Annotated in this window: 22 protein-coding genes; 14 read left to right on the top strand and 8 right to left on the bottom strand. The window is 57.5% G+C overall.

Annotated elements, in window-relative coordinates:
* Nucleotides 1–3: 3 nt before the first annotated feature.
* The 8 genes from deoC to F8A88_RS13735 form a co-directional block, all read right to left on the bottom strand.
* Nucleotides 4–663 (bottom strand): deoxyribose-phosphate aldolase, encoded by a 660-nt coding sequence (gene deoC / locus F8A88_RS13770; RefSeq protein ID WP_151151753.1) that lies wholly within the window; start codon nt 661–663, stop codon nt 4–6.
* Nucleotides 664–1,359 carry an amino acid ABC transporter permease gene (locus tag F8A88_RS13765; protein ID WP_151151752.1) on the bottom strand — a complete coding sequence of 232 codons (696 nt, stop codon included), beginning with the start codon at nt 1,357–1,359 and terminating at the stop codon, nt 664–666.
* A 12-nt stretch (nt 1,360–1,371) separates the two neighbouring features.
* Nucleotides 1,372–2,073 (bottom strand): amino acid ABC transporter permease, encoded by a 702-nt coding sequence (locus F8A88_RS13760; RefSeq protein ID WP_151151751.1) that lies wholly within the window; start codon nt 2,071–2,073, stop codon nt 1,372–1,374.
* 79 nt (nt 2,074–2,152) lie between these two features.
* Complete coding sequence (locus F8A88_RS13755) at nt 2,153–3,046, bottom strand: ABC transporter substrate-binding protein (RefSeq protein ID WP_241667465.1); 894 nt, start codon at nt 3,044–3,046, stop codon at nt 2,153–2,155.
* Nucleotides 3,047–3,097: 51 nt separating this feature from the next.
* Entirely contained in the window at nt 3,098–3,826 is a 729-nt protein-coding gene (locus F8A88_RS13750; RefSeq protein WP_151151750.1) for an amino acid ABC transporter ATP-binding protein, read from the bottom strand.
* 407 nt (nt 3,827–4,233) lie between these two features.
* Nucleotides 4,234–6,411 (bottom strand): MFS transporter, encoded by a 2,178-nt coding sequence (locus tag F8A88_RS13745; RefSeq protein WP_161598429.1) that lies wholly within the window; start codon nt 6,409–6,411, stop codon nt 4,234–4,236.
* A gap of 16 nt (nt 6,412–6,427) precedes the next feature.
* Entirely contained in the window at nt 6,428–7,000 is a 573-nt protein-coding gene (locus F8A88_RS13740; protein ID WP_151151748.1) for a TetR/AcrR family transcriptional regulator, read from the bottom strand.
* Between the two features lie 163 nt (nt 7,001–7,163).
* Nucleotides 7,164–7,769 carry a hypothetical protein gene (locus F8A88_RS13735; RefSeq protein WP_151151747.1) on the bottom strand — a complete coding sequence of 202 codons (606 nt, stop codon included), beginning with the start codon at nt 7,767–7,769 and terminating at the stop codon, nt 7,164–7,166.
* Between the two features lie 461 nt (nt 7,770–8,230).
* Here F8A88_RS13735 and F8A88_RS13730 point away from each other — a divergent pair, with 461 nt between their 5' ends.
* The 14 genes from F8A88_RS13730 to F8A88_RS13665 all read left to right on the top strand — a co-directional run bounded on the left by F8A88_RS13730 (nt 8,231) and on the right by F8A88_RS13665 (nt 22,840).
* Entirely contained in the window at nt 8,231–8,878 is a 648-nt protein-coding gene (locus F8A88_RS13730; RefSeq protein ID WP_151151746.1) for a succinate dehydrogenase/fumarate reductase transmembrane subunit, read from the top strand.
* Nucleotides 8,879–8,891: 13 nt separating this feature from the next.
* The gene (locus tag F8A88_RS13725; RefSeq protein WP_151151745.1) at nt 8,892–10,751 is read left to right on the top strand and encodes a fumarate reductase flavoprotein subunit; all 1,860 of its coding nucleotides are present in this window, start codon (nt 8,892–8,894) and stop codon (nt 10,749–10,751) included.
* 13 nt (nt 10,752–10,764) lie between these two features.
* Nucleotides 10,765–11,502: a fumarate reductase iron-sulfur subunit gene (locus F8A88_RS13720; protein ID WP_151151744.1), complete on the top strand. Its 738-nt coding sequence runs from the start codon at nt 10,765–10,767 to the stop codon at nt 11,500–11,502.
* Between the two features lie 2 nt (nt 11,503–11,504).
* Nucleotides 11,505–12,344: a fumarate hydratase gene (locus F8A88_RS13715; protein ID WP_151151743.1), complete on the top strand. Its 840-nt coding sequence runs from the start codon at nt 11,505–11,507 to the stop codon at nt 12,342–12,344.
* Entirely contained in the window at nt 12,344–12,898 is a 555-nt protein-coding gene (locus F8A88_RS13710) for a Fe-S-containing hydro-lyase (protein WP_151151742.1), read from the top strand. The genes F8A88_RS13715 and F8A88_RS13710 overlap by 1 nt, the downstream gene beginning before the upstream one ends.
* A gap of 33 nt (nt 12,899–12,931) precedes the next feature.
* Complete coding sequence (locus tag F8A88_RS13705; RefSeq protein WP_151151741.1) at nt 12,932–14,251, top strand: malic enzyme-like NAD(P)-binding protein; 1,320 nt, start codon at nt 12,932–12,934, stop codon at nt 14,249–14,251.
* 137 nt (nt 14,252–14,388) lie between these two features.
* Nucleotides 14,389–15,933 carry an SLC13 family permease gene (locus tag F8A88_RS13700; RefSeq protein WP_151151740.1) on the top strand — a complete coding sequence of 515 codons (1,545 nt, stop codon included), beginning with the start codon at nt 14,389–14,391 and terminating at the stop codon, nt 15,931–15,933.
* Between the two features lie 112 nt (nt 15,934–16,045).
* A complete protein-coding gene (locus F8A88_RS13695) occupies nt 16,046–16,795 on the top strand; it encodes a cytochrome c3 family protein (protein ID WP_151151739.1) in 750 nt (249 codons plus the stop codon).
* Between the two features lie 13 nt (nt 16,796–16,808).
* The gene (locus tag F8A88_RS13690) at nt 16,809–17,927 is read left to right on the top strand and encodes a 4Fe-4S dicluster domain-containing protein (protein WP_161598428.1); all 1,119 of its coding nucleotides are present in this window, start codon (nt 16,809–16,811) and stop codon (nt 17,925–17,927) included.
* A 1-nt stretch (nt 17,928) separates the two neighbouring features.
* A complete protein-coding gene (locus F8A88_RS13685) occupies nt 17,929–18,876 on the top strand; it encodes an RnfABCDGE type electron transport complex subunit D (RefSeq protein ID WP_151151737.1) in 948 nt (315 codons plus the stop codon).
* Between the two features lie 3 nt (nt 18,877–18,879).
* Nucleotides 18,880–19,455: an RnfABCDGE type electron transport complex subunit G gene (gene rnfG / locus F8A88_RS13680; protein ID WP_151151736.1), complete on the top strand. Its 576-nt coding sequence runs from the start codon at nt 18,880–18,882 to the stop codon at nt 19,453–19,455.
* Nucleotides 19,456–19,467: 12 nt separating this feature from the next.
* A complete protein-coding gene (gene rsxE / locus F8A88_RS13675; protein WP_151151735.1) occupies nt 19,468–20,136 on the top strand; it encodes an electron transport complex subunit RsxE in 669 nt (222 codons plus the stop codon).
* A gap of 14 nt (nt 20,137–20,150) precedes the next feature.
* Nucleotides 20,151–20,726, top strand: a complete 576-nt coding sequence (locus F8A88_RS13670; RefSeq protein ID WP_151151734.1) for an electron transport complex protein RnfA — start codon at nt 20,151–20,153, stop codon at nt 20,724–20,726.
* Between the two features lie 14 nt (nt 20,727–20,740).
* A complete protein-coding gene (locus F8A88_RS13665) occupies nt 20,741–22,840 on the top strand; it encodes an FAD-dependent oxidoreductase (RefSeq protein WP_151151733.1) in 2,100 nt (699 codons plus the stop codon).
* Nucleotides 22,841–22,978: the final 138 nt, after the last annotated feature.

Here is a 22,978-nt window from a genome sequence, read left to right as displayed (position 1 = left end):
AATTCAGGAAGAACTACCGAGAATCTCGGAAACCGTGGATGAACAGATACGGTCGGCCCCGGCTTCCACAAGGGCCATGGCCCGTTTGAAGCCTCGGACCCCACCAGCGGCAATGACTTCGAGCGAACAGTCGCACGCCTTGCGAAGAGCACGAATCCCGGATTCGCGCACCGGCGACGTTCCATACCCCGAACCGCTGATCACAGCCTTGGCCCCGGCCTCCATGCACAAGGAACAGGCCTGCGTCAACTGGTCCGCCGCAAGCAGGGTCGTCTCGACGATCACCTTGACCGGCACGCCCGCCGCAGTGATGACACCCTGAATATCCTGCACCACGGCACGATGATCCGATGCCTTGAACGCCGCGAGGTTCATGACCATGTTCACTTCACGGGCACCAAGACGCACAGCCTCGGCGGCCTCCGCGGACTTGATGCTTCCCAGGGTCGCGCCCGTGGGATATCCCACGCTGCATACGGGAAGCGGAGCCTCGTCCTTGAGCAGCCAGTTGGCCAGCTTGATATGAACCGGATTGACACAGACACTTTTGACACCGAGACGGACGGCATCGAGGCAGACGTTGTCCACATCCGCTGCCGTGGCGTCGGGCTTGAGCAACGTGTACTCGAAATATCCGGCCAATTCGGATCGTGTAGCGGTCATCTATCTATCCCTTGCCTGATAGCGGGATAATTGTTTCTCCAATCGACGGCTGTAGGAAGTCAGACAATAACAGATGACAAAATACATGACCAGAATGGTGACGTAAATCTCCATGGGAGCATTCAAGGTCCTGTTGCTGACCTGTTCGGCACAACGGGTCAGTTCAAGCACGCCGATGGTGGAAGCCAGCGAGGTGTCCTTGGTCAGCGACACGAACTGGTTGACAAAAGAAGGGATCATGTTGCGCAGCGACTGCGGCAGAATCACGTAGCGCATGGCCTGAAAGTGGGAAAGCCCGGTGCCGCGCGCCGCCTCCATCTGTCCGCCAGGAAGAGCCATGATGCCCGCACGCACGATCTCGGCGATGTACGCACCAGTGAAGACCACCAATGCGACCACTGTGGTCTGCAGTTCGGGCACGGAATAACCGAGAATGACCGGAGCCAGGAAATAAAACCAGAAAATGAGCAGCAGCAGTGGCGTGCCGCGGACCAGCTCGATATAGGCCATGGCCGGATACCTGAGCCAGAATTTCTTGCTGTTGCGCATGAGTCCGAAAGCAAGCCCGACCCAGAAAGCCATGAAGATGGACACGGCAGCCAGAATCACGGTCATGGCCAGACCGCCCAGCGGTCCTTCCGGGAACGCGCCCCACAGGAAATAATCGAAGTTTTCGTATACTACGTCAAAACGCATGGCGAGCTCCCGCTAGTATGAGATTTGTCTCAGGAAGTGCTTGTCGTAGAGATTGATGCACAGTGACACCACAAGCGAGATGGACAGATAGATCAGCGTGGCCACGGTGAACGCCTCGAACCCGTGGAAGCTGTATGACTCTATCTGCTTTGCCATGTAGAAAATGTCCATGACGCCGATGACCATGACCAGGGACGAGTTCTTGATCAGGTTCAACGCCTGGGAAATAAGCGGCGGAATGATAATTCGAAACGCCTGCGGCAGAATCACGTAGCGGTAGGCCTGAACAAACGAAAGCCCTACGGCTCGGGACGCTTCGAGCTGGTTCTTGGGGATGCTGAAAATGCCGGAACGAATCTCCTCGGCGATGAAGGCCGAGGTATACACGGTCAGGGAGATGACGCCGGCGGCAAATTCAAAATCGCGGGCATAGAGCCATTTGTTGACGACGTCAGGAAGCACCTGACTGGAACCGAAATACCAGAAGTAGATTTGCACGAGCAACGGCGTGTTGCGGAAAAATTCCGTGTATGCAAGGCCAAGCCACTCCAAAGGCTTGAACTTGGTCATGCGCATCACAGCCACGATCGTGCCCAGCAGCATGGAAAACAAAAGGGAAACCGCAGAAATCTTGAGGGTGACGATTACGCCGTCCACAAGCCACTGCGAATATTCCCCGGACAAAACGAGTTGCCAATCAAACTGATAATTCAAAGCCGGTTCCGTTTCGTTTGAGGGGCGCGCACAAGGCGCGCCCCGATTCATTTCTCAGAGCGGTCAACAAGCCGAGGGCCTAGGGCCACAGCTCCATCTGCCAGGTCAAGGGCAGATAGTAGTTGGTGTCCTTGCCGAACCACTTGTTGTAGATTTTCTGATAGTCGCCGGAGCGCCACATCTTCATGAGGGCACCGTTGACGAAATCACGGAAGTTGGACTCGTTTTCGGGCAGACCCAGACCATACGGCTCGGCGGAGATGTAGTCACCGGCGATGACCCAATTGTCCGGATTTTCATCTGAGTTCTTGAGGCCCAGCAGGATGGTGGAGTCCGTGGTCACAGCAGAGACCTTGCCCTGCTTCAGAGCCAGGAAAGCCTGCGGGTAGCCTTCAAAGGAAAGCACTGTGCACTCGGGCTGAGCGGCCTTGATGTTTTTCTCGGAGGTGGAACCCTTGGCGGTACCGACCTTCTTGCCGGCCAGATCGGCAACGGAGTTGATGCCGCCGTCCTTGGCAACCAGAATCTTCTGACCATCCATGAAATAGGTGATGGAGAAGTCGATGACGTCGTCGCGGGAGAGCTTGTGGGTCATGGTTGCAGCTGCAATATCAATGGAACCCTGGGCCACCATGGGAATACGCGTGGCGGAAGTCACGGCCTTGGTTTCCATTTTCACGCCCAGTTCGTCCGCGAGATACTTGCAGACATCGACATCAAAGCCGATAATCTGGTTGGTCTTTTCGTCAACATAACCAAAAGGCACGACAGCGTCCTTGACGCCGCACACCAGTACGCCACGTTCCTTGATAGCTTCAATACGATCCTTGGCCGGGGCTTTTTCCGCAGGAGCGGCGGCTTTTTCGCCCGTGGTTTCCGCAGCCTTTTCCGGAGCCTGGGAACAACCCATGAACGCCATCAGGGCAACTACGGCCACCAGAATGACCAACGGCTTGGTGAAGAACTTCTGCATGTGTCAACCTCCTCAATTAACAATGTTATGCATGTCGTAACAACCGATCTATTACAGGATTTCCTTGAGGAAAGCCTTGGTTCTCTCGTGTTTGGGATTTTTGAAAAATTCATCCGGCGGAGCCTGTTCGACAACAACGCCCCCATCCATGAAGATCACCCTGTCTGCCACTTCGCGGGCAAAGCCCATCTCATGGGTAACGCACAGCATGGTCATGCCTTCGCGCGCCAGATCTTTCATGACGTTGAGAACTTCGTTGATCATTTCCGGGTCAAGGGCCGAGGTGGGTTCGTCAAACAGCATGACCTTGGGCTTCATGGCCAACGAACGGGCAATGGCCACTCGCTGCTGCTGTCCGCCCGATAGTTCTGCAGGATATTTGTGGGCCTGGTCATGGATGCCCACACGTTCAAGCAGACTCAAAGCCAATTTTTCGGCTTCTTCCTTGGCTGCGTTCTTGACCTTGAGGGGAGCGAGCGTGACGTTTTTGAGCACGGTCAGATGCGGGTACAGGTTGAACTGCTGAAAAACGATGCCGATCTCGGCCCGCAGCTTGTTGATGTCCACACCCTTGTCCTGAATATCCCTTCCGTCAAAAAGCACCGTGCCCTTCTGATATTCCTCAAGCCGGTTTATGCAACGGATGAATGTGCTTTTCCCGGACCCGGACGGTCCGCAAATAACCAGCACTTCTCCCTTTTCGACATTTTCCGAAATCCCCTGCAGTACGTGAAAATCACCGTACCACTTGTGAAGCTTGCTCACTTCGATCATTGCCATAAATTAAACTCCCAAAGAAAGATATGTGACAGCCCTGACCAAAAAACCGCATGGCATAATGCGGTGCGATTACCCGTGGCAGGGAAGTATCCATTGTAGCCCAACTCTTATGCTTTGTACTTGCAAAAAAGTCAAGGTAACAAGCAAATTGCAATACCACCTTTCAAAGTGTTGCCATAAATGTCATCCGCCAAAACAGAGCATAAAAGAAGGGAAAAGAGACCGAAAGCCATAAGAGACTGGAACTGCCTGCATTTTTGCGACAAGCCTCTGGAGCCATCTCTCATGAACAAAAATGCACTCCTGTGTACCATTTTGCAAAAAAACGCCACAAACGTTGCGCCAAACGCAAAAACCATACAGCAAAAACGCGCTCAACACATAAAAAATGATGTTTTTCTCGGGAATCAGCGTTCAAATGCGGGAAATTCCTTGGAAACCTGGATGGAAAGATCGGGAAGGACCCATAAGGCAGATGCGTGGGGGAAATTCTTTCGCAACAAACTCCGACCCAGATCCGGCCCGGCGATGAGCATGGTGGTGGCCAATGCGTCAGCACGTTCGGCACTTTCCGCCACCACGGTTACCCCCACGCTCCGGGTGGCGGAACGCATTGTGGCGATATCCAGAATGTGATGACGACGCCGAGGTCGCCCATTGTGGACATCAACCACATATTGATAATAGTCGCCCGAACCGCAGACCCCCTTTTCCCGGACCTGGATATGACCGAGCAAGCGGTCTTGGCGAGGATGACGGATGCCCACTGTCCACAACCGCTCGCCGAAGCAATAGAAATCCCCGCCCGCTTCAACGATCCCAGCGGTTACACCGTTATTGCGCAACACCTCCACGGCCCCGTCAATGACGGCCCCTTTGGCAATGCCGCCCACGTCGATGGCCATGCCGCTCTTGGGGAGCATCACGGTCCGCGAGGCCGGGTCCATGCGCACCAGGCGGTAGTCGATCAATTCACGTTTGGCTTCTGCCACGGCTTCACTCCGGGCAAAATACAACGGTGTCACTGTTACAGCCCCGATGGTTACATCGAATATGCCATTGGTTTTTTCCCCCATGTCCAGCGCATGCTGCAACAGGGCGTATGCCCGGGCAGAAACGCGCGCGCCGCGGCCTCCTGCGTGGAGATTGATCCTGCCGATCGAACCATGGCGGTTGCGAAAATCATAATCACGCTGCAGCGCGGCAATGACCTCCCGGGCCTTTTCCGCCGCCGAGTCGGCAACCGCCTCGCTCGGCGCTTCCAGTGTAAGATGAAACATGGTGCCCATGGCGGCTCCGCCATAGGTGTACAGATTCTCCTGCCCTTCCGGAGTTTCAGGCTGCAGCAAAAGACCGGTCCCGAGCAATGCGATCATCAGCATCCCCCCGACACCAAGGCCAACCTTCCGTGAATAAATCTTTGGGGTCAGGGAGACTGCCGCCAATGGCAGACACAAGGCTGCCCCGACAAGTCCGAAAACACGAAAAACATACCCGGGATCGACAGTCTTGGCCGCCAAGAATCCCGCCAACAGCGGCCCTAGCACAAAACCGGCAGAAGCCACGCCGTTGGCAAGACCAAAAACCTTTCCCTGAGCCGCACCGGACAGGGCTGCCAATTCCATGGACACGGGCACGGAAACCACACGCCCGATACCCACTCCGGCACCCAGCGCCACAAACAGCCATATTTCCGGGCTATCGCCCATGAAAAACATACATGCGGCACTGACAAACATGCCGAGGCTTGCCTGCACCCCGCGGTTGCCAAAAACAAAACGCCCGGAAAAAAGCCCCAACCCAGCGCAGGCCACCAGACTGGGCACGGAGGTGACCAGCCCCACGGCCAGCGGGTTTTCAAAAAAATTCCGGGCAAGCAGTATGGGCAGAAACGCAAGCAGTACGGCAACGCCCGCCGTTCTTCCACCAATGGCCAACAGCAGTTCGAAAAGTCCTGTTCCCGCGATCCCATTCGAGGCCTCGGCCACAGGTTTGTCCATACTGCGTTGGACATGCGTAATCAGGCCTTCGGGAACAAGCCAAAAGAACAACGCCGCGGCAACGGCCATGGTCAGACAGAGAAATATCATTACCGGGGAAAAGGAGCGCTGAAAATACAAGATGCCCCCGGCTATGGGGCCCAGAAAAAAAGCCGCGTTCATGAGCGCTGCGTGATGCCCGAACGTACGGGCCATGGAATCGCCATGACCCAGCGCACCGATAACCGCCATGCTTACCGGCCGGATCAGACCTCCTGAAATGCCGAGAAGAAACTGTATGAGCAGAAGCCAGGCGGGATCGGGAAAAAGAAAAAAGAGAAGAGGCAGCAGCACCCCGCTCAACGAGGCCCAGACCAGAACCGGGCGGGCACCAAAACGGTCCGCCCACATGCCTGCCAACGGCGCAAGCACCAAGCGGGCCAGGAAATAACCGGAAAATGCGGAACCGATCCAGATATCACCGAGGCTGGCATCAACGCCGAAAAGCGGGAGCACAAAGGAAAGCGCTCCCAAACCGAGCGAAGAGGCGAACCCGCCCCCCATGATTGCGGTGACCACACGACGGCGTGAACCCATTCGGTCCATTCGGTTCTCCAGTGATTCAGTCCGTCGCAAGACTGCGCATGACGAACTGGCAGGCCTCTTCATACAGGCCGGGAACATCGTACGGTGTCAAAAAGACAGTACGGACAGCACCAATCATGCTGCCGTAAATCATGAAAGCGGTTTCCTCCACCGGCACGTCACGAATCGATCCGTCTTCAATGCCCCGCTGCAGAAGATCCGCCAACTCATGTATCAATTCCGAAAATTTGTTGCCGATCTTTTCGCGATCCAAATCAGGATTGTCGTCGCTGAAGGGGGAGCAGCGAATCAATGTGGGGAACGTCTCCTGATGCTGCAGGGTGAAATCGAGGTATGCTTTCACGAAAAGCCCGACAGCCTGCCGCCCGGTCTCGGCATCGCGAATCTTGGCCCGCATGACCTTGAGCATGGTGTCGACCATTTCCTGACCGGCCACCATGAACAGGTGTTCCTTGCTGCCGTAGTAATGCGATACCAATCCGGAAGCCACACCAGCCATCTCCGCGATCATTTTCATGGTCGTGCCTGCATAGCCATATCGGGCAAAAGCTGCCTGTGCAGCCACAAGGATTCTTTCTTTCTTTGTCATGAACCACGCTCGCTTTCCCATTTCTTTTGGGCAGGGAAAAATTGTCATCGTTTCATGCGTCCGAAACATTCAGTCAGCCGTCAGAAACGTTCCTCCTGATGCGGCACCAAATGTCACACCAATCATGACGACATTGCTTCAGTAGTATGGCTCTACAATTAATTCAAGTACTAATGCTGAAATTGGCCATACAACCGAAATGGATACGACCGATATTCCAGACTATTTTGGAATGAAGCAAGCGAGATTCAGGTACAAGATTCAAAAAATATGAATTTATTTTGCGGAAAAAAAGAGTGCAATCCAAAATGGATAGATAACAGCAAGGCCGGGTAAAAAGACAAAAAAAGAAAAAGTTGTCAAGTATTTTCCCAGAATTGATTGACCGTTCAATTAGGGCGTGGTACAAGAGCCACAAGTTTACATTCTTGCAAAATGTTGGTTTTATTTTTTCCAAAAATGTAAACAGCTTACTGGGTCCATTGGGTATCTCATACTGTAAAAATCGGGCCATCCCGAAAAGGCGGACAGTAATGAATCCTTCGCATACCTGCACCCGAACCTTGGTAGCAAGAACCTCGGCACGGCTTGGAAACGCTGCTGGCAGAAACGGCCAGCCCCTGCCCCGATGGAATAATCGGGGCGCACGAAACGATTGCGCCCCTGCTCCCGCCACCCTTTCCAGAAAACCCGGCACCTTCCGTTTTGAAGCGGCCAACAGCGCCAACCGTTTTTCGGTGCGCCGTCGCCAGCCCGCTTCGCAAAGCATGCGCTTGGCTCTTCAAAGGCCAAGAAAACTCGCAGCATCAAATATAGCACACTGTAGCCGGGCCCTGTTGCGCGCCGCGCAGGGCCGGTTGAACCGCTTATCATCGCGAGCACTGACCACGTCCATTCCCGGACGCGCAGACATCCTTAAACGGCGTAAATCCGAAAATGCCCTCTGCACTGTCCTCATTGTTGCACAGCGGCTCGCACCTACCAACTCCACAAGGCACAAGAACATACGCCTCAACCGATCCCGGAAGGCTCTTCCGGGACTCAAGACCGGCAACTAAATCGGCATCCGGCGCTCACTTCAAGCCCGCGCCGGATGTTGAATGATGGCCACTGGTTCTGTTGACAGCGCTGTAACTGAGCTGCATGAGCATTCATGCGGAAATCTACAGGTATGCCCTGACAACACCCCACTCAACTGCGGGAGGGGTTCCCGCAAAAAAGGAGATTGCTATGTCCGTGGATGCAACATTGCACGTCGTGCGACCGTCCAAACGCGATGCGGTGCTGGACTGGATGCAGATGCTTACAGGAGCAGGGCTCATCCTGTTCATGTGGTGTCACATGCTTCTGGTCTCGTCTGTAATCATCTCGCCCAAAATCATGAACGCCATCGCCTACTTCTTTGAAGTCACCTACATGGCACAGGTGGGCGGTCCCTTGATTTTCCTGACATTTCTTTTCCACTTCGTCCTCGCGGCACGCAAAATCCCCTTCCGGGCCGAGGGACAGGACGCCATCTGGAAACACGCCAAGATGATGCGGCACAAGGATACGTGGCTGTGGGTCGTTCAGGCCGTCACCGCCATGATCATTCTCATCATGGGATCCGTCCACATGTGGGTGGTGCTCACCGACCTGCCCATCACCGCGGCCAAGTCCGCGGCGCGCATTCAGGGCGGTTTCTGGTTCGTATTCTATATGATCCTGCTCCCCTGTGTTGAACTGCACGTCAGCATCGGATTCTACAGAATCGGCGTCAAGTGGGGCATCATCAAATCCGAAGGGCGGGCCGCGTCCAAGAAGCTCGAGGGCGTTCTGTTCACGATCTTCATGGTTATCGGTCTCATCACCCTCATCCGTTTCATGACTTTGGCTTAGGGAGGAATCTTTCATGCAAACGTATTACTCCGATCTGCTTGTCATCGGCGCAGGCCTTGCCGGTGAACGCGTGGCGGTCGACTCGGCGGAAAAAGGCTTCAACGTCACATGCCTGTCCATCGTCCCGGCGCGTCGTTCCCACTCCTCGGCCGCACAGGGCGGCATGCAGGCCGCTCTGGGCAACTGCGCCAAGGGTGAGGGCGACTGCCCGGACGTCCACTTCGGCGACACAGTCAAAGGCTCCGACTGGGGCTGTGACCAGGAAGTGGCCCGGCTTTTCGCGGATGCCGCACCCATTGAAATGCGCCGTCTGGCCCATTGGGGCGTGCCCTGGAACCGCGTTGTCCCCGGCCAGTCCTTCTACTTCAAGGGCGGCCAAAAATTCGAAAAATATGAAAAGCCGGAAAACGAAGGCCTGATCACGGCCCGTGCATTCGGCGGAACCGCAAAATGGCGCACCTGCTATACCTCGGACGGAACCGGGCACGCGGTCATGTGTACCATGGACAACCGCTGTGCACAGCTGGGCATCAACGTGCTTGACCGCAAGGAAGCCATTGCCCTGCTCCACGACGGCGAAACCTGCATGGGCGCGGTGGTCCGCTGCCTGCGCACCGGCCAGCTCGAAGCATTCATCTCCAAGGCCACGGCAATCTGCACCGGCGGTTTCGGACGCATCTACAAGGCCACCACCAACGCGGTCATCTGTGACGGCGGCGGCCACATCATCGCCATGGACACGGGGCTGGTTCCCATCGGCAACCCCGAGGCCATCCAGTTCCACCCCACCGGCATCGTGCCCACGGACATACTGGTCACCGAGGGCTGTCGCGGCGATGGCGGCACCCTGCTGGACGTCAACGAAGAACGGTTCATGAACATCTATGAACCGGAAAAGGCCGAACTGGCTTCACGCGACGTGGTATCCCGCTGGATGACCCACCACATGCGCGAAGGCAAGGGCGTAAAAAGCGCCTACGGCGAGCACCTCTGGCTGGACATCCGCCACCTCGGCGACAAGCACATCTCCACCAAGCTCCGCGAAGTGGACGAAATCTGCCACCACTTCCTGGGCGTGGATCCGCGCACCGAACTCATTCCGGTTCGCCCCACCCAGCACTACACCATGGCCGGTATCCGCACCAACAAGGACGGCGCGGCCTACGGACTCAAGGGCCTGTTCTCGGCCGGTGAAGTGGCCTGCTGGGACATGCACGGTTTCAACCGCCTTGGCGGCAACTCGCTTGCGGAAACCGTTGTTGCCGGCGGCATCATCGGTGCCAAGATCGTGGAATTCCTCGAAGGCTATGAAACCAAGCTCAAGACCGAAATCGTTACCCAGGAATGCAAGAAGCAGGAACAGCGCATCAAGGATCTGATCTCCGGCCGCAACGGCTCGGAAAACGTCTACGACGTGCGCAACGACATGCAGGAAGCCCTCATGAAGGGCTGCTTCGTATTCCGCAACGGACCGGATCTGGAAGAGACAGTGGAAACCCTGCAAAAGGTGCTGGAACGTGCCGGACGCGTGGGACTCCAGTCCGACGGAACGGGCGTCAACCACGAACTGGCCGCGGCCCTCAAGATCAAGGGCCAGGTCAAGCTGGCGCTGATGATCGCCAAGGCTGCGCTGGACCGCACGGAATCCCGCGGCTCCCACAACAGGGTCGACTTCCCCGAACGCAACGATGCCGAATGGCTGACCAGAACGCTGGCCTACTGGAAGGAAGGCGAAACCCTGCCCGAACTCCAGTACGAAGACGCGTCCCAGGTGTTCGAGATTCCTCCGGGAGAACGCGGCTACGGCGGCGGCACAATCATTCCGGCCGATGAGCAATTCGTCAAGGAACGCACGATCAAGAAGGACAAGTAGAGAGGAACGCATCATGGGTAGAGAACTTCAATTCGAAATATTCCGGTACAATCCCCAGAAAGAAGGGGACCAGCCCCGGATGCAGACGTTCAAACTTGAGGAAACCCAGAACATGACCCTGTTCATCGCATTGAACAGGATTCGTGAGGAACAGGACCCGAGCCTCATCTTTGATTTCTGTTGCCGGGCTGGCATCTGCGGCGCATGCGCCATGGTCATCAACGGCCGCCCGGGCCTTGCCTGCCAGACCAAAACCAAGGACCAGCCCAACAAAATCGTGCTGCATCCGTTGCCGGTATACAAACTCATCGGCGATTTGGCCGTTGACACCGGCGTCTGGTTCCGCGAAATGTATGAAAAAACAGAATCTTGGGTTCACACATCCAAGACATTCGATCCCACCAAGGAAGAAGAGCGCATGGACAATGAAGTGGCCGAGCAGATTTACGAGCTCGAACGCTGCATTGAATGCGGCTGTTGTGTCGCGGCATGCGGCACGGCCCGCCTGCGCGACGACTTCATGGGGGCCGCTGCTCTGAACCGCATCGCCCGCTTCGTGGTCGACCCGCGGGACGAGCGTACGGACAAGCAGTACTTCGAGATTATCGGCAATGACAACGGCGTGTTCGGCTGCATGGGCCTTCTGGCCTGCGAAGACGTCTGCCCCAAGGGCCTGCCCCTGCAAAACCAGCTCGGGTTCCTGCGCCGCAAGATGGGCATTACTGCAATCAAGGAAATCTTCAGGAAGTAGCCATGCGTACAATCCAAGCAAAAGACATCATCGATGCGGTTGCCACCATGTGCATTCGGGCCAACACCGAACTTCCGGACGACGTCCGGACCAAGTTCGAAAAGGCCATGGCCGAAGAGGACTCCCCTTCTGCCAAGGAAGTGCTTCGGCAACTGCTGGAAAACGCGGATCTGGCAATGAAAACCAAGCTGCCGCTGTGTCAGGACACGGGGCTTGCGGTCTTCTTTGTTGAAATAGGCGAAGACGTGGCCGTCGAGGGCGGCAACATCAAGGAAGCCATCAACGAAGGCGTGCGCAAAGGATACGGCGAAGGGTTCCTGCGCAAGTCTGCCTGCGATCCGCTGACCCGCAAGAATACCGGCGACAACACCCCGGCCATCATCCACTTCGACATCGTGCCCGGCGACAAGCTCAAGATAGCTTACATGGCCAAGGGCGGCGGTGCGGAAAACATGAGCCGCGTGACCATGCTCGCTCCGGCCCAGGGCTGGGAAGGCATCAAGAAATTCGTCATCGAACGCGTTGCCGAAGCCGGTCCCAACCCCTGTCCTCCCACCATCATCGGCATCGGCGTGGGCGGCACCTTCGACCATGCCGCGCGCATCTCCAAAAAAGCCCTGCTTCGTCGTCTGGACGACACGCATCCGGACCCGGAAATCGCGGCCATGGAAAAGGAAATGGAAGACGCCCTCAACAAGCTGGGCATCGGCCCCATGGGGCTGGGAGGAAAAACCACGGTTCTGGGCGTGAAGATCGCGCTTGAGCCTTGCCATCTCGCCAGCCTGCCGCTGGCGGTCAACGTCCAGTGCCACTCGCAGAGGCACGAGGAGGTGGAATTGTAATGGCCGAATATTCACTGAATACACCGCTTACGGATGAAGACCTGAAGCCGCTCAAGGCCGGGGACGTGGTCAAACTGACCGGCCACATCTACACGGCCCGCGACGCTGCGCACAAGCGTCTCTTCGACCTGCTGGACGAGGGCAAGGACCTGCCCTTCGAGCTGCAAGGCTCCGTGATCTACTATGTCGGTCCCAGCCCGGCCCCTCCGGGCCGCCCCATCGGCTCGGCCGGGCCCACCACCAGCTACCGCATGGACACATACGCCCCGCGCCTGCACAAGCTCGGCCAGAAGGCCAGCGTGGGCAAAGGCAAGCGCAACGACGAAGTGAAGCAGGCCCTCAAGGACAACATCGCCGTGTACTTCGGTGCAACCGGCGGCGCCGGGGCACTGCTGTCCAAATGCATCGACGAGGCCGAAGTCATCGCCTTTGACGACCTCGGCCCCGAGGCCATTCGCAAACTGACCGTAAAGGATTTTCCCCTGCTGGTGATCAACGATTCCCACGGCGGGGAACTGTATGCAAAGCCGGACCGCAAGGCGGCCGGTCTCTGATAACCACTGAAACTGATTCCATTGGAGGATCAAATGGCTCTGTTTACCAAGCAAGAAGCATTGGATTACCACTCCGAAGGCCGCCCGGGCAAAGTCGAAGTCGTCCCGGTCAAGCCCTGCTCCACCCAAAAACACCTGTCCATGGCCTACAGCCCCGGCGTTGCCGAATCCTGCATGGCCATTCATGAGGACAAGGAACTCTCATACAAATACACAGGCCGCGGCAACCTGGTCGGCGTGGTCTCCAACGGCACCGCCGTTCTGGGGCTGGGCAACATCGGCGCTGCAGCGGGCAAGCCGGTCATGGAAGGAAAAGGCGTGCTCTTCAAGGTCTTCGGCGACGTGGATGTCTATGACATCAACCTCGACGCTTCCGACCCGGACAAGATCATCGAGATCGTCAAGGCCCTTGAACCGACCTTCGGCGGCATCAATCTCGAAGACATCAAGGCCCCCGAGTGCTTCTACATAGAAGAAACCCTGAAAAAGGAAATGAACATCCCGGTCTTCCATGACGACCAGCACGGAACCGCCATCGTCACGGCCGCCGGTATGATGAACGCTCTGGAAATCTCCGGCAAGAAAGTCGAAGACATGCGCGTTGTGGTTTCCGGCGCGGGCGCGGGCGCAATCGCCTGCACCAACCTGTACAAGGGCATGGGCGTCAAACCTGAAAACATCGCCATGTTCGACTCCCGCGGCCACATCAACAAAAGCCGCGAGAACCTGACCCCGACCAAACTGGCATACGCCACGGACAAGGAATATGGTTCCCTGGCCGAGGCATTGGTCGGCGCCGACTGCTTCCTGGGCCTCTCGGTCAAGGACATCGTCTCCAAGGAAATGGTCAAATCCATGGCTGACAATCCGATCATCTTCGCCTGCGCGAACCCTGATCCGGAGATCACATACAACGACGCCAAGGAAGCCCGCCCGGACGCCATCATGGGCACCGGCCGTTCCGACTACCCCAACCAGGTCAACAACGTCCTCGGCTTCCCCTTCATCTTCCGCGGTGCGCTGGACTGCAGAGCCACCGCCATCAACGAGGAAATGAAACTGGCAGCCGCAAAGGCCCTGGCCGCCCTGGCCAAGGAGCCGGCACCGGAATACGTCTGCAAGGCTTACGGTGTGGACAAGCTGGAATTCGGCATTGACTACATCATACCCAAGGCCCTCGACCTGCGCCTGATCGAATTCGTTTCCGTGGCAGTGGCCAAGGCCGCCATGGATACGGGCGTGGCTCGCAAGAAACTGGATCTGGACGCATACCGCGTGGAGCTGCGGGAACGTCTGGGTGCCTCCAAAAAACGCGTGAGCGACTTCATCGCCACGTACAACCTCGACTTCTAGGTCGTTTTCCGGCGGAGGAGGTCTAAATTTGCGGGGCCTCCTCCGCACAAAAACGGGAAAGGACCGGAAACCATGACGGTAGGGTTACAGGTTCTAGGATGCAGCATCTGCTGCGCAAGCTCAAAGAGAGAGGAATTATGAGCTCAAACGCCAACGCCGGAAACGGCAAGAAAATCGGCTTCTTCTTGGGGCCGGCACTCTTCATCCTCATGCTTCTGCTCCCGGTTCCCGAGGGCATGAAACCTGCAGCATGGAAAGTCGCCGCAGTCACTGTGCTGATGGCTACCTGGTGGATCACGGAGGCAATTCCCATCCCGGCCACCTCCCTTCTGCCCATCGCCTTGTTCCCGCTTCTGGGAGTCATGAAGTCCAATGCGGCCACGGCGCCGTATGCAAACCACCTCATTTATCTGTTCATGGGCGGCTTCTTCATTGCCGTAACCATGGAACGGTGGAACCTGCATCGCCGCGTGGCCATCCACACGATCAAAGCTGTTGGGACAAGCCCGGCAAAAATGACCCTCGGCTTCATGATCGCAACCGCATTTCTGTCCATGTGGGTCTCCAACACTGCAACCACGATGATGATGGTTCCCATCGGGCTCGCCGTGGTGCAGCAGGCAACCGGCTTTGATGCCGAGGCCCTGCGCGCCCACTCCTCGGACAAGGGAAGCCAGAGCATCAACTTCGGCAAGGGCTTGATGCTCGGTATTGCCTATGCAGCCTCCATGGGCGGTGTGGCCACCATCATCGGCACGCCTCCGAACACGGTCATGGTCGGCATGGTCGAAAAAATGTTCGGCGTGCAGATCGGGTTCGCGCAGTGGATGATGTTCGGCGTGCCCCTGTCCGTGATCATGATCGCCATATGCTGGGTCCTGCTCACCAAAATTCTGTTCTCCACCGGAGACATGGAACTGGCAGGCGGAGCGGCCATCATCGATCAGGAACTGGAAAAACTCGGACCCATGAAAAAAGAAGAAAAGCGCATCGTGCTTACGGGCTGTTTCGTGGCCGCGTTCTGGCTGGCTCGCGGCTTTTTGAAAAAGGCCGTATTCGTCAAGGCCGTCATGCCGCATTTCGGCATGGTCGCGGACGCAACCATCGGCATTCTGGGCGCCCTTCTGCTCTTCTGCATTCCGTCCAACTTCAAGAAAGGTGAATTCCTGCTGGACTGGAAGACCGCTGTCAAGATACCCTGGGATGTGATTCTGCTGTTCGGCGGTGGCCTCGCCATTGCCAACGGCTTTGCCAAGACCGGGCTGGCCGCTTACATCGCGAGCCAGTTGGGCGCGCTGGAAGGCGCCAGCATTCTGGTCTTCGTGGGCGCGGTGGTGCTGATCACCATCTTCCTCACGGAAATCACCTCGAACACTGCAACCGCAACACTGCTGGTGCCCATCATGGGAGCCGCCGCAATCGCCATGGGCGTGCATCCCTTTGCCACCATCATCGGAGCCTGCGTGGCAGCATCCTTCGCATTCATGCTCCCGGTTGCAACGCCACCGAACGCGGTCATATTCGGGTCCGGATGCGTGACCATCAAACAGATGGCCAGTGCCGGACTTTGGTTGAACATCATTGGTGCGGTCCTGATCACCGCCTTCACAACGTACCTGTTGCCGGTACTGTGGGGCATTGATCTGAACGTGCTGCCTTCCTGGGCTGTCATGCCGCAGTAACCACTGAACGTGCTGCGGCGGCTTTTCGCACCCTGGAAGCCGCCGCAGCACGCATAAAAGCCCTGCTCACGGGCAAAAAAAATGCGCTCCACTCGCACGGAGAACCAGTACAATGCTCAACAAGCGATACGCCCCGATCACGGCCGCTGTCGTCATTCTGCTCGTCATAGCCGCGGTGGGATACACCCGGACAAAGGCCAAAACAGACATGCCCGTCCGCATTCTGTTCAAGAACAATGGGGGAAACGTGATCTTCTCTCACCTCGTGCACCACAGAAATTACCAGATCGCCTGCGCCAAATGTCACCACGAGATGACCAGCGAACAAGACAAGGCTCTGGCATGCGGTTCATGTCACCCGGTCTCTTTTGACGAACAATATGTGGAAAACCACAAATCATCATTCCCGGAAAAAAAGTACTGTATACAATGTCACCACATTGAATATGAACACCTCATATTCGATCATGACGAACACATCGAATTTGCCGACGACAACTGTCAGGCCTGCCACCATGGCGAAGACATCGAACCCGAACCCGGCCAATGCAGTGAATGTCACGAAGACATGGAAAGCGACGAAATCCCGAGTCTGGCCATGGCCGCACACAAGCGTTGCCAAAGCTGCCATGAAGACATGTTCGACCAGGGACTGACCAGTTGCACAACGTGCCACCAGGCTGTGGACATGACCCAATACAGCGGGGATTTCTCGTCCTGCGGACAATGTCATGATGTCAAGACCAAAGACCTCGTACTGGAACGCATGAACGCATTCCACGAACAGTGCATGGATTGCCATGAACGGGAAGGCAAGGGCCCCTACGGAGAAAACTCCTGTTTCAAATGCCATATACGCTGATGGAGACCAAGCCATGAAACTCTTTGAATCCATTGTGCGCCAGGGACCGTTGACCACACTTCCCGAACCGGAAACCGTACGGATCCCACTTTCCTGTCACCGCCCGGACATCAAATGCGGTCAGAAAATGGCGCGAGGAATACATATCGGAGGCGGATATTACGCACCGATCTCGGGCACTGTCACCGAAGTGCATCCCACGTATATATGCATCAAGGCCGAGGCCGTTGACGAACCTTCGCCCCGGGACATGGGCGCACTCTCCGGCAATGAACTACGCACAGCCCTCAACGACATGGGGGCCGGACTTCCGGAGGGTCCGGCGCAGACGCTGATCATCAACGGCGTGGAACCGGAACCCGGAGTAACGGCCTTTGCCCACATGCTCGACGAACTCTCCCGCATCGTCCAATTGGGCCTTTCGACCGCCCAATCCGTATTTTCGCCGAACCGCACTGTGTTGGCTGTGGAGGCTGGAGCGTCCCAAAGCCTTGATGGCTGTGAAAAAGCAGCCATTGAAAACGGCTATCCCAACGGAATCGACCCGTTAGTGGCAAAAGCCATCACGGGCATGGAAAATCCGGACAACGTGGCCGTCCTTTCCGTGGGCCGCCTGTTCGAATTGGGAATGATCATGGACACGGGCCTCCCCTGCGACAAAACAGTCGTTACCTGCGGAGAAACCGACTTCGTGACCACTGTGGGCACACCGGTGGATCTGATACTCACGACAGCACACCAGACTGTCCGGCACGGCGACACCGTGGTGCTCGGAGGACTCATGCGCGGCGAAGCGGCCCACTCCCTGCAACAGGGCATCAGCAAGGATACCTACGGACTCTTTGTCGTGCCCAAGGGCCAGTATCCTCCCGTGGAAGACTCGCCCTGCATCGGTTGCGGCGAATGCATTCCGGTATGTCCGGCACGCATCGACCCGGCCACCATTTCCGGATACGCGGAATTCCGCATGTATGACAAATGTCGCGAGCACGACATCGACGCCTGCATGGAGTGCGGCATGTGCGGATTCTTCTGCATTGCGCGCCGCCCCCTGCTTCAATACATCAGGCTGGCCAAACAGCATCTCGCTCAGGCAGACACCTGTAAACTGAACGACCAAGGGGAGGGATAAAATGGAACCGTTGACCCCAACCCTGACCGTTTCCACACCGCCCTTTGCCCATTGCGGCAAAACCGTGAACAAACGCATGCGCGCCATACTGCTGGCCATGCTCCCGGCGGCAGCTCTTGCCGTATATCACTTCGGCATGGACGCCGTGCGCGTCATGTCACTGGCCACCGCCACCGCGGTCATTGCGGAATTCGTGTCCGATATGGTCATGGGGCGCACCTCGCAGGTGGATGACCTGCACGGATTCACCGTGGGCCTCGGGTTCGCTTTCCTGCTCCCGGCATCGGCCCCGTGGTGGCTGGTTGTTTTCGGAAGCACCACCAGCATCGTACTGGGCAAGATGATGTTCGGCGGATTGGGGGGCTCCCCGCTCTGTGCCCCGCTCGTGGGCTGGGCCGTATGCAGCCTCTCGTGGGCCAACCACATGGACATCGACGCGGCCATGCTGACTTCTGAACTGACCTACCCATTGTCGCAGCTCAAGCACTTCGGGCCGCAGGCAGTGGCTGGATTCTCACTGAACGACCTGCTCGTAGGCCGCCAACTCGGCGGGCTGGGTGCTGTACAGACCGGCGCCCTGTTCATCGGGGGAATATTCCTGAGCATGCGCAAACACATCAAGGTGGCTGTTCCCGTAGGCATGCTCGCGGGCGTGCTCGTCACCGCAGGCATCTTCCACGCCTCAAACCCGCAGGCGAACGCGCCCGCCATGTTCCACCTGCTGACAGGCAGTGTGATCTTCGGCGCGTTCTTTCTGGCAACGGACAGCTCCAGCTCTCCCATGCGCAAGATACCGGCCCTGCTCTACGGCCTGCTGGCCGGTGTGCTGGTGGTCATTATCCGCGTATATGGCGTGTACCCGGACGGCGTCCCCTATGCCATCCTCCTGGCCAACCTGACTTCGCCTCTGCTGGACAGAATCAAGCCCAAACCGTTCGGGAGGAACTAAGCCATGCGGGAAATGATCAAAATGATTGTCGTACTTTCGCTCATCTGCGGCATATCGGGCCTGAGCCTTGCCGCCCTGAAGATAGCCACGGCTCCACGCATAGAGGAACAGGTTCTGACCTACGTGCAGGCCCCCGCCATCGAACAGGTGCTCGCCGAACACGACAACAACCCCATCAAAGACCGTAAGTCGTTTCAAATAGAAGGGAACAAGGTCACCGTATTTCCTGCCATCAGGCAAGGTTCGCTGGTGGGCCTGGCCTTTGAGACATTCGGTCAGGGATATGGTGGCGACATCGGTGTCATGGTCGGTTTCTCCCCTGATTCCGGCAACCTGACCGGTGTGGGCATCACCACCCTGAAAGAAACACCGGGCGTGGGCAGCAAGGTGACCAAACACGGATTCACCTCACAGTTCAACGACATGGCGCCACAAAAGGCAAAACTCAAGGCGGACGGCGGCGAAATCAATGCGGTGGCCGGAGCCACGATCTCCTCCACCGGCACAGTGGTAGCCGTACAGAAAGCCGTCAAAATATTCGACGAACTCAGGCCGGAACTCACAACCGCCTGGAAATAACGGAGGCAGACCATGAACAGACTCTGGAAAGAATTCTCCAAAGGGCTTTGGAAAGATCTGCCGCCATTCAAGTTGGTACTCGGACTGTGTCCGGTGCTGGCCGTGACCTCCACTGCGGAGAACGGATTCGGCATGGGCATGGCGGTCATCTTCGTGCTCACGCTTTCGAACCTGCTGGTATCGCTGGTCCGAAAACTCATTCCGGCCAAGGTACGCATAGCCTGCTTCATCGTCATTGCCGCTTCGCTGGTGGTGGCCGTGGAGCTGCTCATGCAGGCATATGCCTTCCCTCTGTACCAGCAGCTCGGCATCTTCGTACCGCTCATCGTGGTCAACTGCATCATCCTCGGACGGGCCGAAGCCTTTGCTTCCAAGAACCCGCCCCTGCTTGCCGTTGCCGACGGACTGGGCATGGGGCTCGGCTTCACCATGTCACTGACCTTTCTCGGTGGCCTGCGGGAACTGCTCGGACACGGGCAACTCTTCGGGCACACCGTGGTATGGCAAGGGTTCGAACCCTTGTCCTTCATGGCCGAAGCCCCGGGGGCCTTCGTCTCCCTCGGTATTCTGCTGGCGCTGATGAATTTCTTCACCAACCTGCAACGCAAGCGCAAGGGACTGGCTCCCGTGGACGGCCCCACCCATGACTGCGGCTCATGCGGCGCGTGCGGCGGACGATAGGGAGAAAAACGACAATGCAAGAATACTTCCTGCTGTTCATAGCGGCCATATTCGTCAACAACATCGTCCTGGCCCAATATCTGGGCAACTGCCCGTTCATCGGCACTTCCAAGAATACCGGAGTGGCCATCGGCATGGGCGCCGCCGTGGTTTTCGTGGCGGTCATGGCCACGGCCATCACATGGCTGGTGCAAACGTACCTGCTGGAACCTCTCGGACTCGGATTCCTTCAGACACTGGCCTTCATTCTGGTCATCGCCTCGTTGGTTCAGTTCGTGGAAATGTTCCTTAAGAAAATGGTGCCGCCGCTGTATAAATCGCTGGGCATATTCCTGCCGCTCATCACCACCAACTGCGCGGTCATGGGTATTGCGCTCATCTGCCAGCGCAAGGAATTCACTCTGGTCAAATCCGTAGCGTTTGCCGCGGCATCGGGTGTGGGTTTCATGATCGCCCTCGTGGTACTGGCAGGCATTCGTGAAAGACTCGAAATTCGCCGTGTCCCCAGGGCCATGCGCGGCACGCCCGTCGGGCTGGTCATGGCCGGGCTCATGTCGCTGGCATTTTTCGCCTTCAAAGGGATGATCTAGGGAGATTACCCGATATGATTACAACATCAGCACTTACCCTCTTCGGGCTTGGTTTCGGTTCTGCTGCAATTCTCTCCGTTGCCTCCAAGTTACTCTATGTCAAGGAAGACCCGCGCATAGCGCAGGTCGAAGACCTTCTGCCCGGCGCAAACTGCGGCGGTTGCGGCTACCCCGGTTGTTCCGGAGCTGCCGCGGCCATCGTATCGGGCAAGGCCAACGCGGGCGTCTGCGTGGTGGCGGAAACCGAAGCCATGGTGGCCATTGCCGCACTCATGGGACAAACAATAGAAGAACGCGAACCGGAAATAGCATTTCGCGACTGCACGGGCGGAACGCGGGCAGAGGAACGCTTTGCCTACGCCGGTATCATGGACTGTCAGGCCGCGGCCATGTTGCACGGCGGCTCCAAGTCCTGCCCCGAAGGCTGTCTTGGACTCGGCACATGTGTAGCCGTCTGTCCTTTTGACGCTATCCACATGGGGCCTGAAGGCCTCCCTGTGGTGGACCCGGACGAATGCCGCGCCTGCGGGAAATGCGCCGAGGCGTGTCCGCGTGGCGTCATTTCAATCGTAGGCATGACCAGCAGGCTGCTGCATCTCAACGAAGTCACGGACTGCCTGGCGCCATGCCGGCAAAAATGCCCGGGGCAGATCGATATCCCGCGCTACATTCAACAAATCAAAGCAGGCGACTACGATGGCGCGGTCAACACCATCAAGGAACGCAATCCCCTGCTCATGGTTTGTGGCCGGGTCTGCCCCCGCCCCTGTGAAACGGTCTGCCGCCGCAACAACGTTGACTCCCCTGTGGGCATCAACATGCTCAAACGCTTTGTGGCCGACAGGGAACTGCACGGGGGAACACACCTGCCCGTCCCCTGCGCCAAAGACACGGGACGCAAGGTTGCCGTCATCGGCGGCGGTCCGGCCGGACTCTCCTGCGCATATTTTTTGCGCAGGCTTGGTCACAGCCCAACCATCTTCGAAGCCATGCCCGCGCTGGGCGGCCAGTTGCGATACGGCATCCCGGAATACAGGCTGCCCAAGGCGGATCTGGATTGGGAAATCCAGGGAATTCTGGACCTGGGCGTCGATGTGCACCTCAACAAACGTTTCGGCAAGGACTATGACATAGAATCCCTGAAACAGGACGGATTTGAGGCTGTTTTTCTGGGTATCGGCGCATGGCAGGCCAGCGGCATGTATGCCGAAGGCGAAGACCTTGAAGGCGTCTGGGGCGGCATTGAATTCCTGACGGCCCATGCACTGGGCCAATCCATCGACATCGGCAAGAAAGTCATCGTGGTCGGCGGCGGCAACACGGCCATCGACTGCGCCCGCACCTGCGTGCGCCTCGGCGCGGAGGTGATCATGCTCTATCGCCGCACACGGGCAGAAATGCCTGCCAACCCCGAGGAAATCGTCGGGGCCGAGGAAGAAGGCGTGCAGTTCAAGTTTCTGGCCGCACCCACGCGTGTGGTGGGCGATGAGAACGGCAGGGCCACGCATTTGGAATACAAGATGATGGAACTGGGCGAACCCGACGCTTCGGGCCGCCGCCGTCCCGAACCCGTGGAAGGCTCGGAGACCCTCATGGAAGCGGATTTGATCATTCCGGCCATCGGCCAGAAGCCCGACCTGACCTGCCTGTACGACGATGACGCGGAATCCTGTCCGGTGGAAACCACACGCTGGCAAACCATCGTGGCCGATCCCGACACGTTCCAGACAATCGTCCCGGGCGTATTCACGGCAGGCGACGTATTCACAGGTCCGGACCTGGTCATCTCCGCAGTGGGTGGCGGCCGCAAGGCTGCACGCTCCATCCATTACCATTTGCAGCAGGACGGCGACATCCCCATCCCGGACACCCTGCAACGGGACCTCATTCCGTACACCATGTTCAAGGAAGTGACCGGCGTACGACAGTCGGAACGTGCGCAAATGCCACACCTGTGCCACGGAGACGAACGCAATTGCACCTTTTCCGAGGTGGAAGGCGCGCTCTCCGAAACCGAAGCACTGGCCGAAGCCGACCGCTGCCTGCATTGCGGGCTCACCTGTTATGACAGGGATATGGAGCAACCGGAAGAAAAGGAACAGCAGATTCTCTAGCCCCTGGCCACAGCAGCCCCTGTGGACCGAAGCGGCGCCGGAAATGCCTCCCATTCCCGACGCCTCCCCCGGCAGGGCTTGCACCCCGTAAAAGCGCAAGCCAGGTTCACCCGGCAACACCGAGTCGGGTGAAGCAAC

This window comes from Pseudodesulfovibrio senegalensis, assembly GCF_008830225.1.
Classification (GTDB): Bacteria; Desulfobacterota; Desulfovibrionia; order Desulfovibrionales; family Desulfovibrionaceae; genus Pseudodesulfovibrio; species Pseudodesulfovibrio senegalensis.
This window is presented reverse-complemented; position numbering and strand designations above follow the sequence as displayed.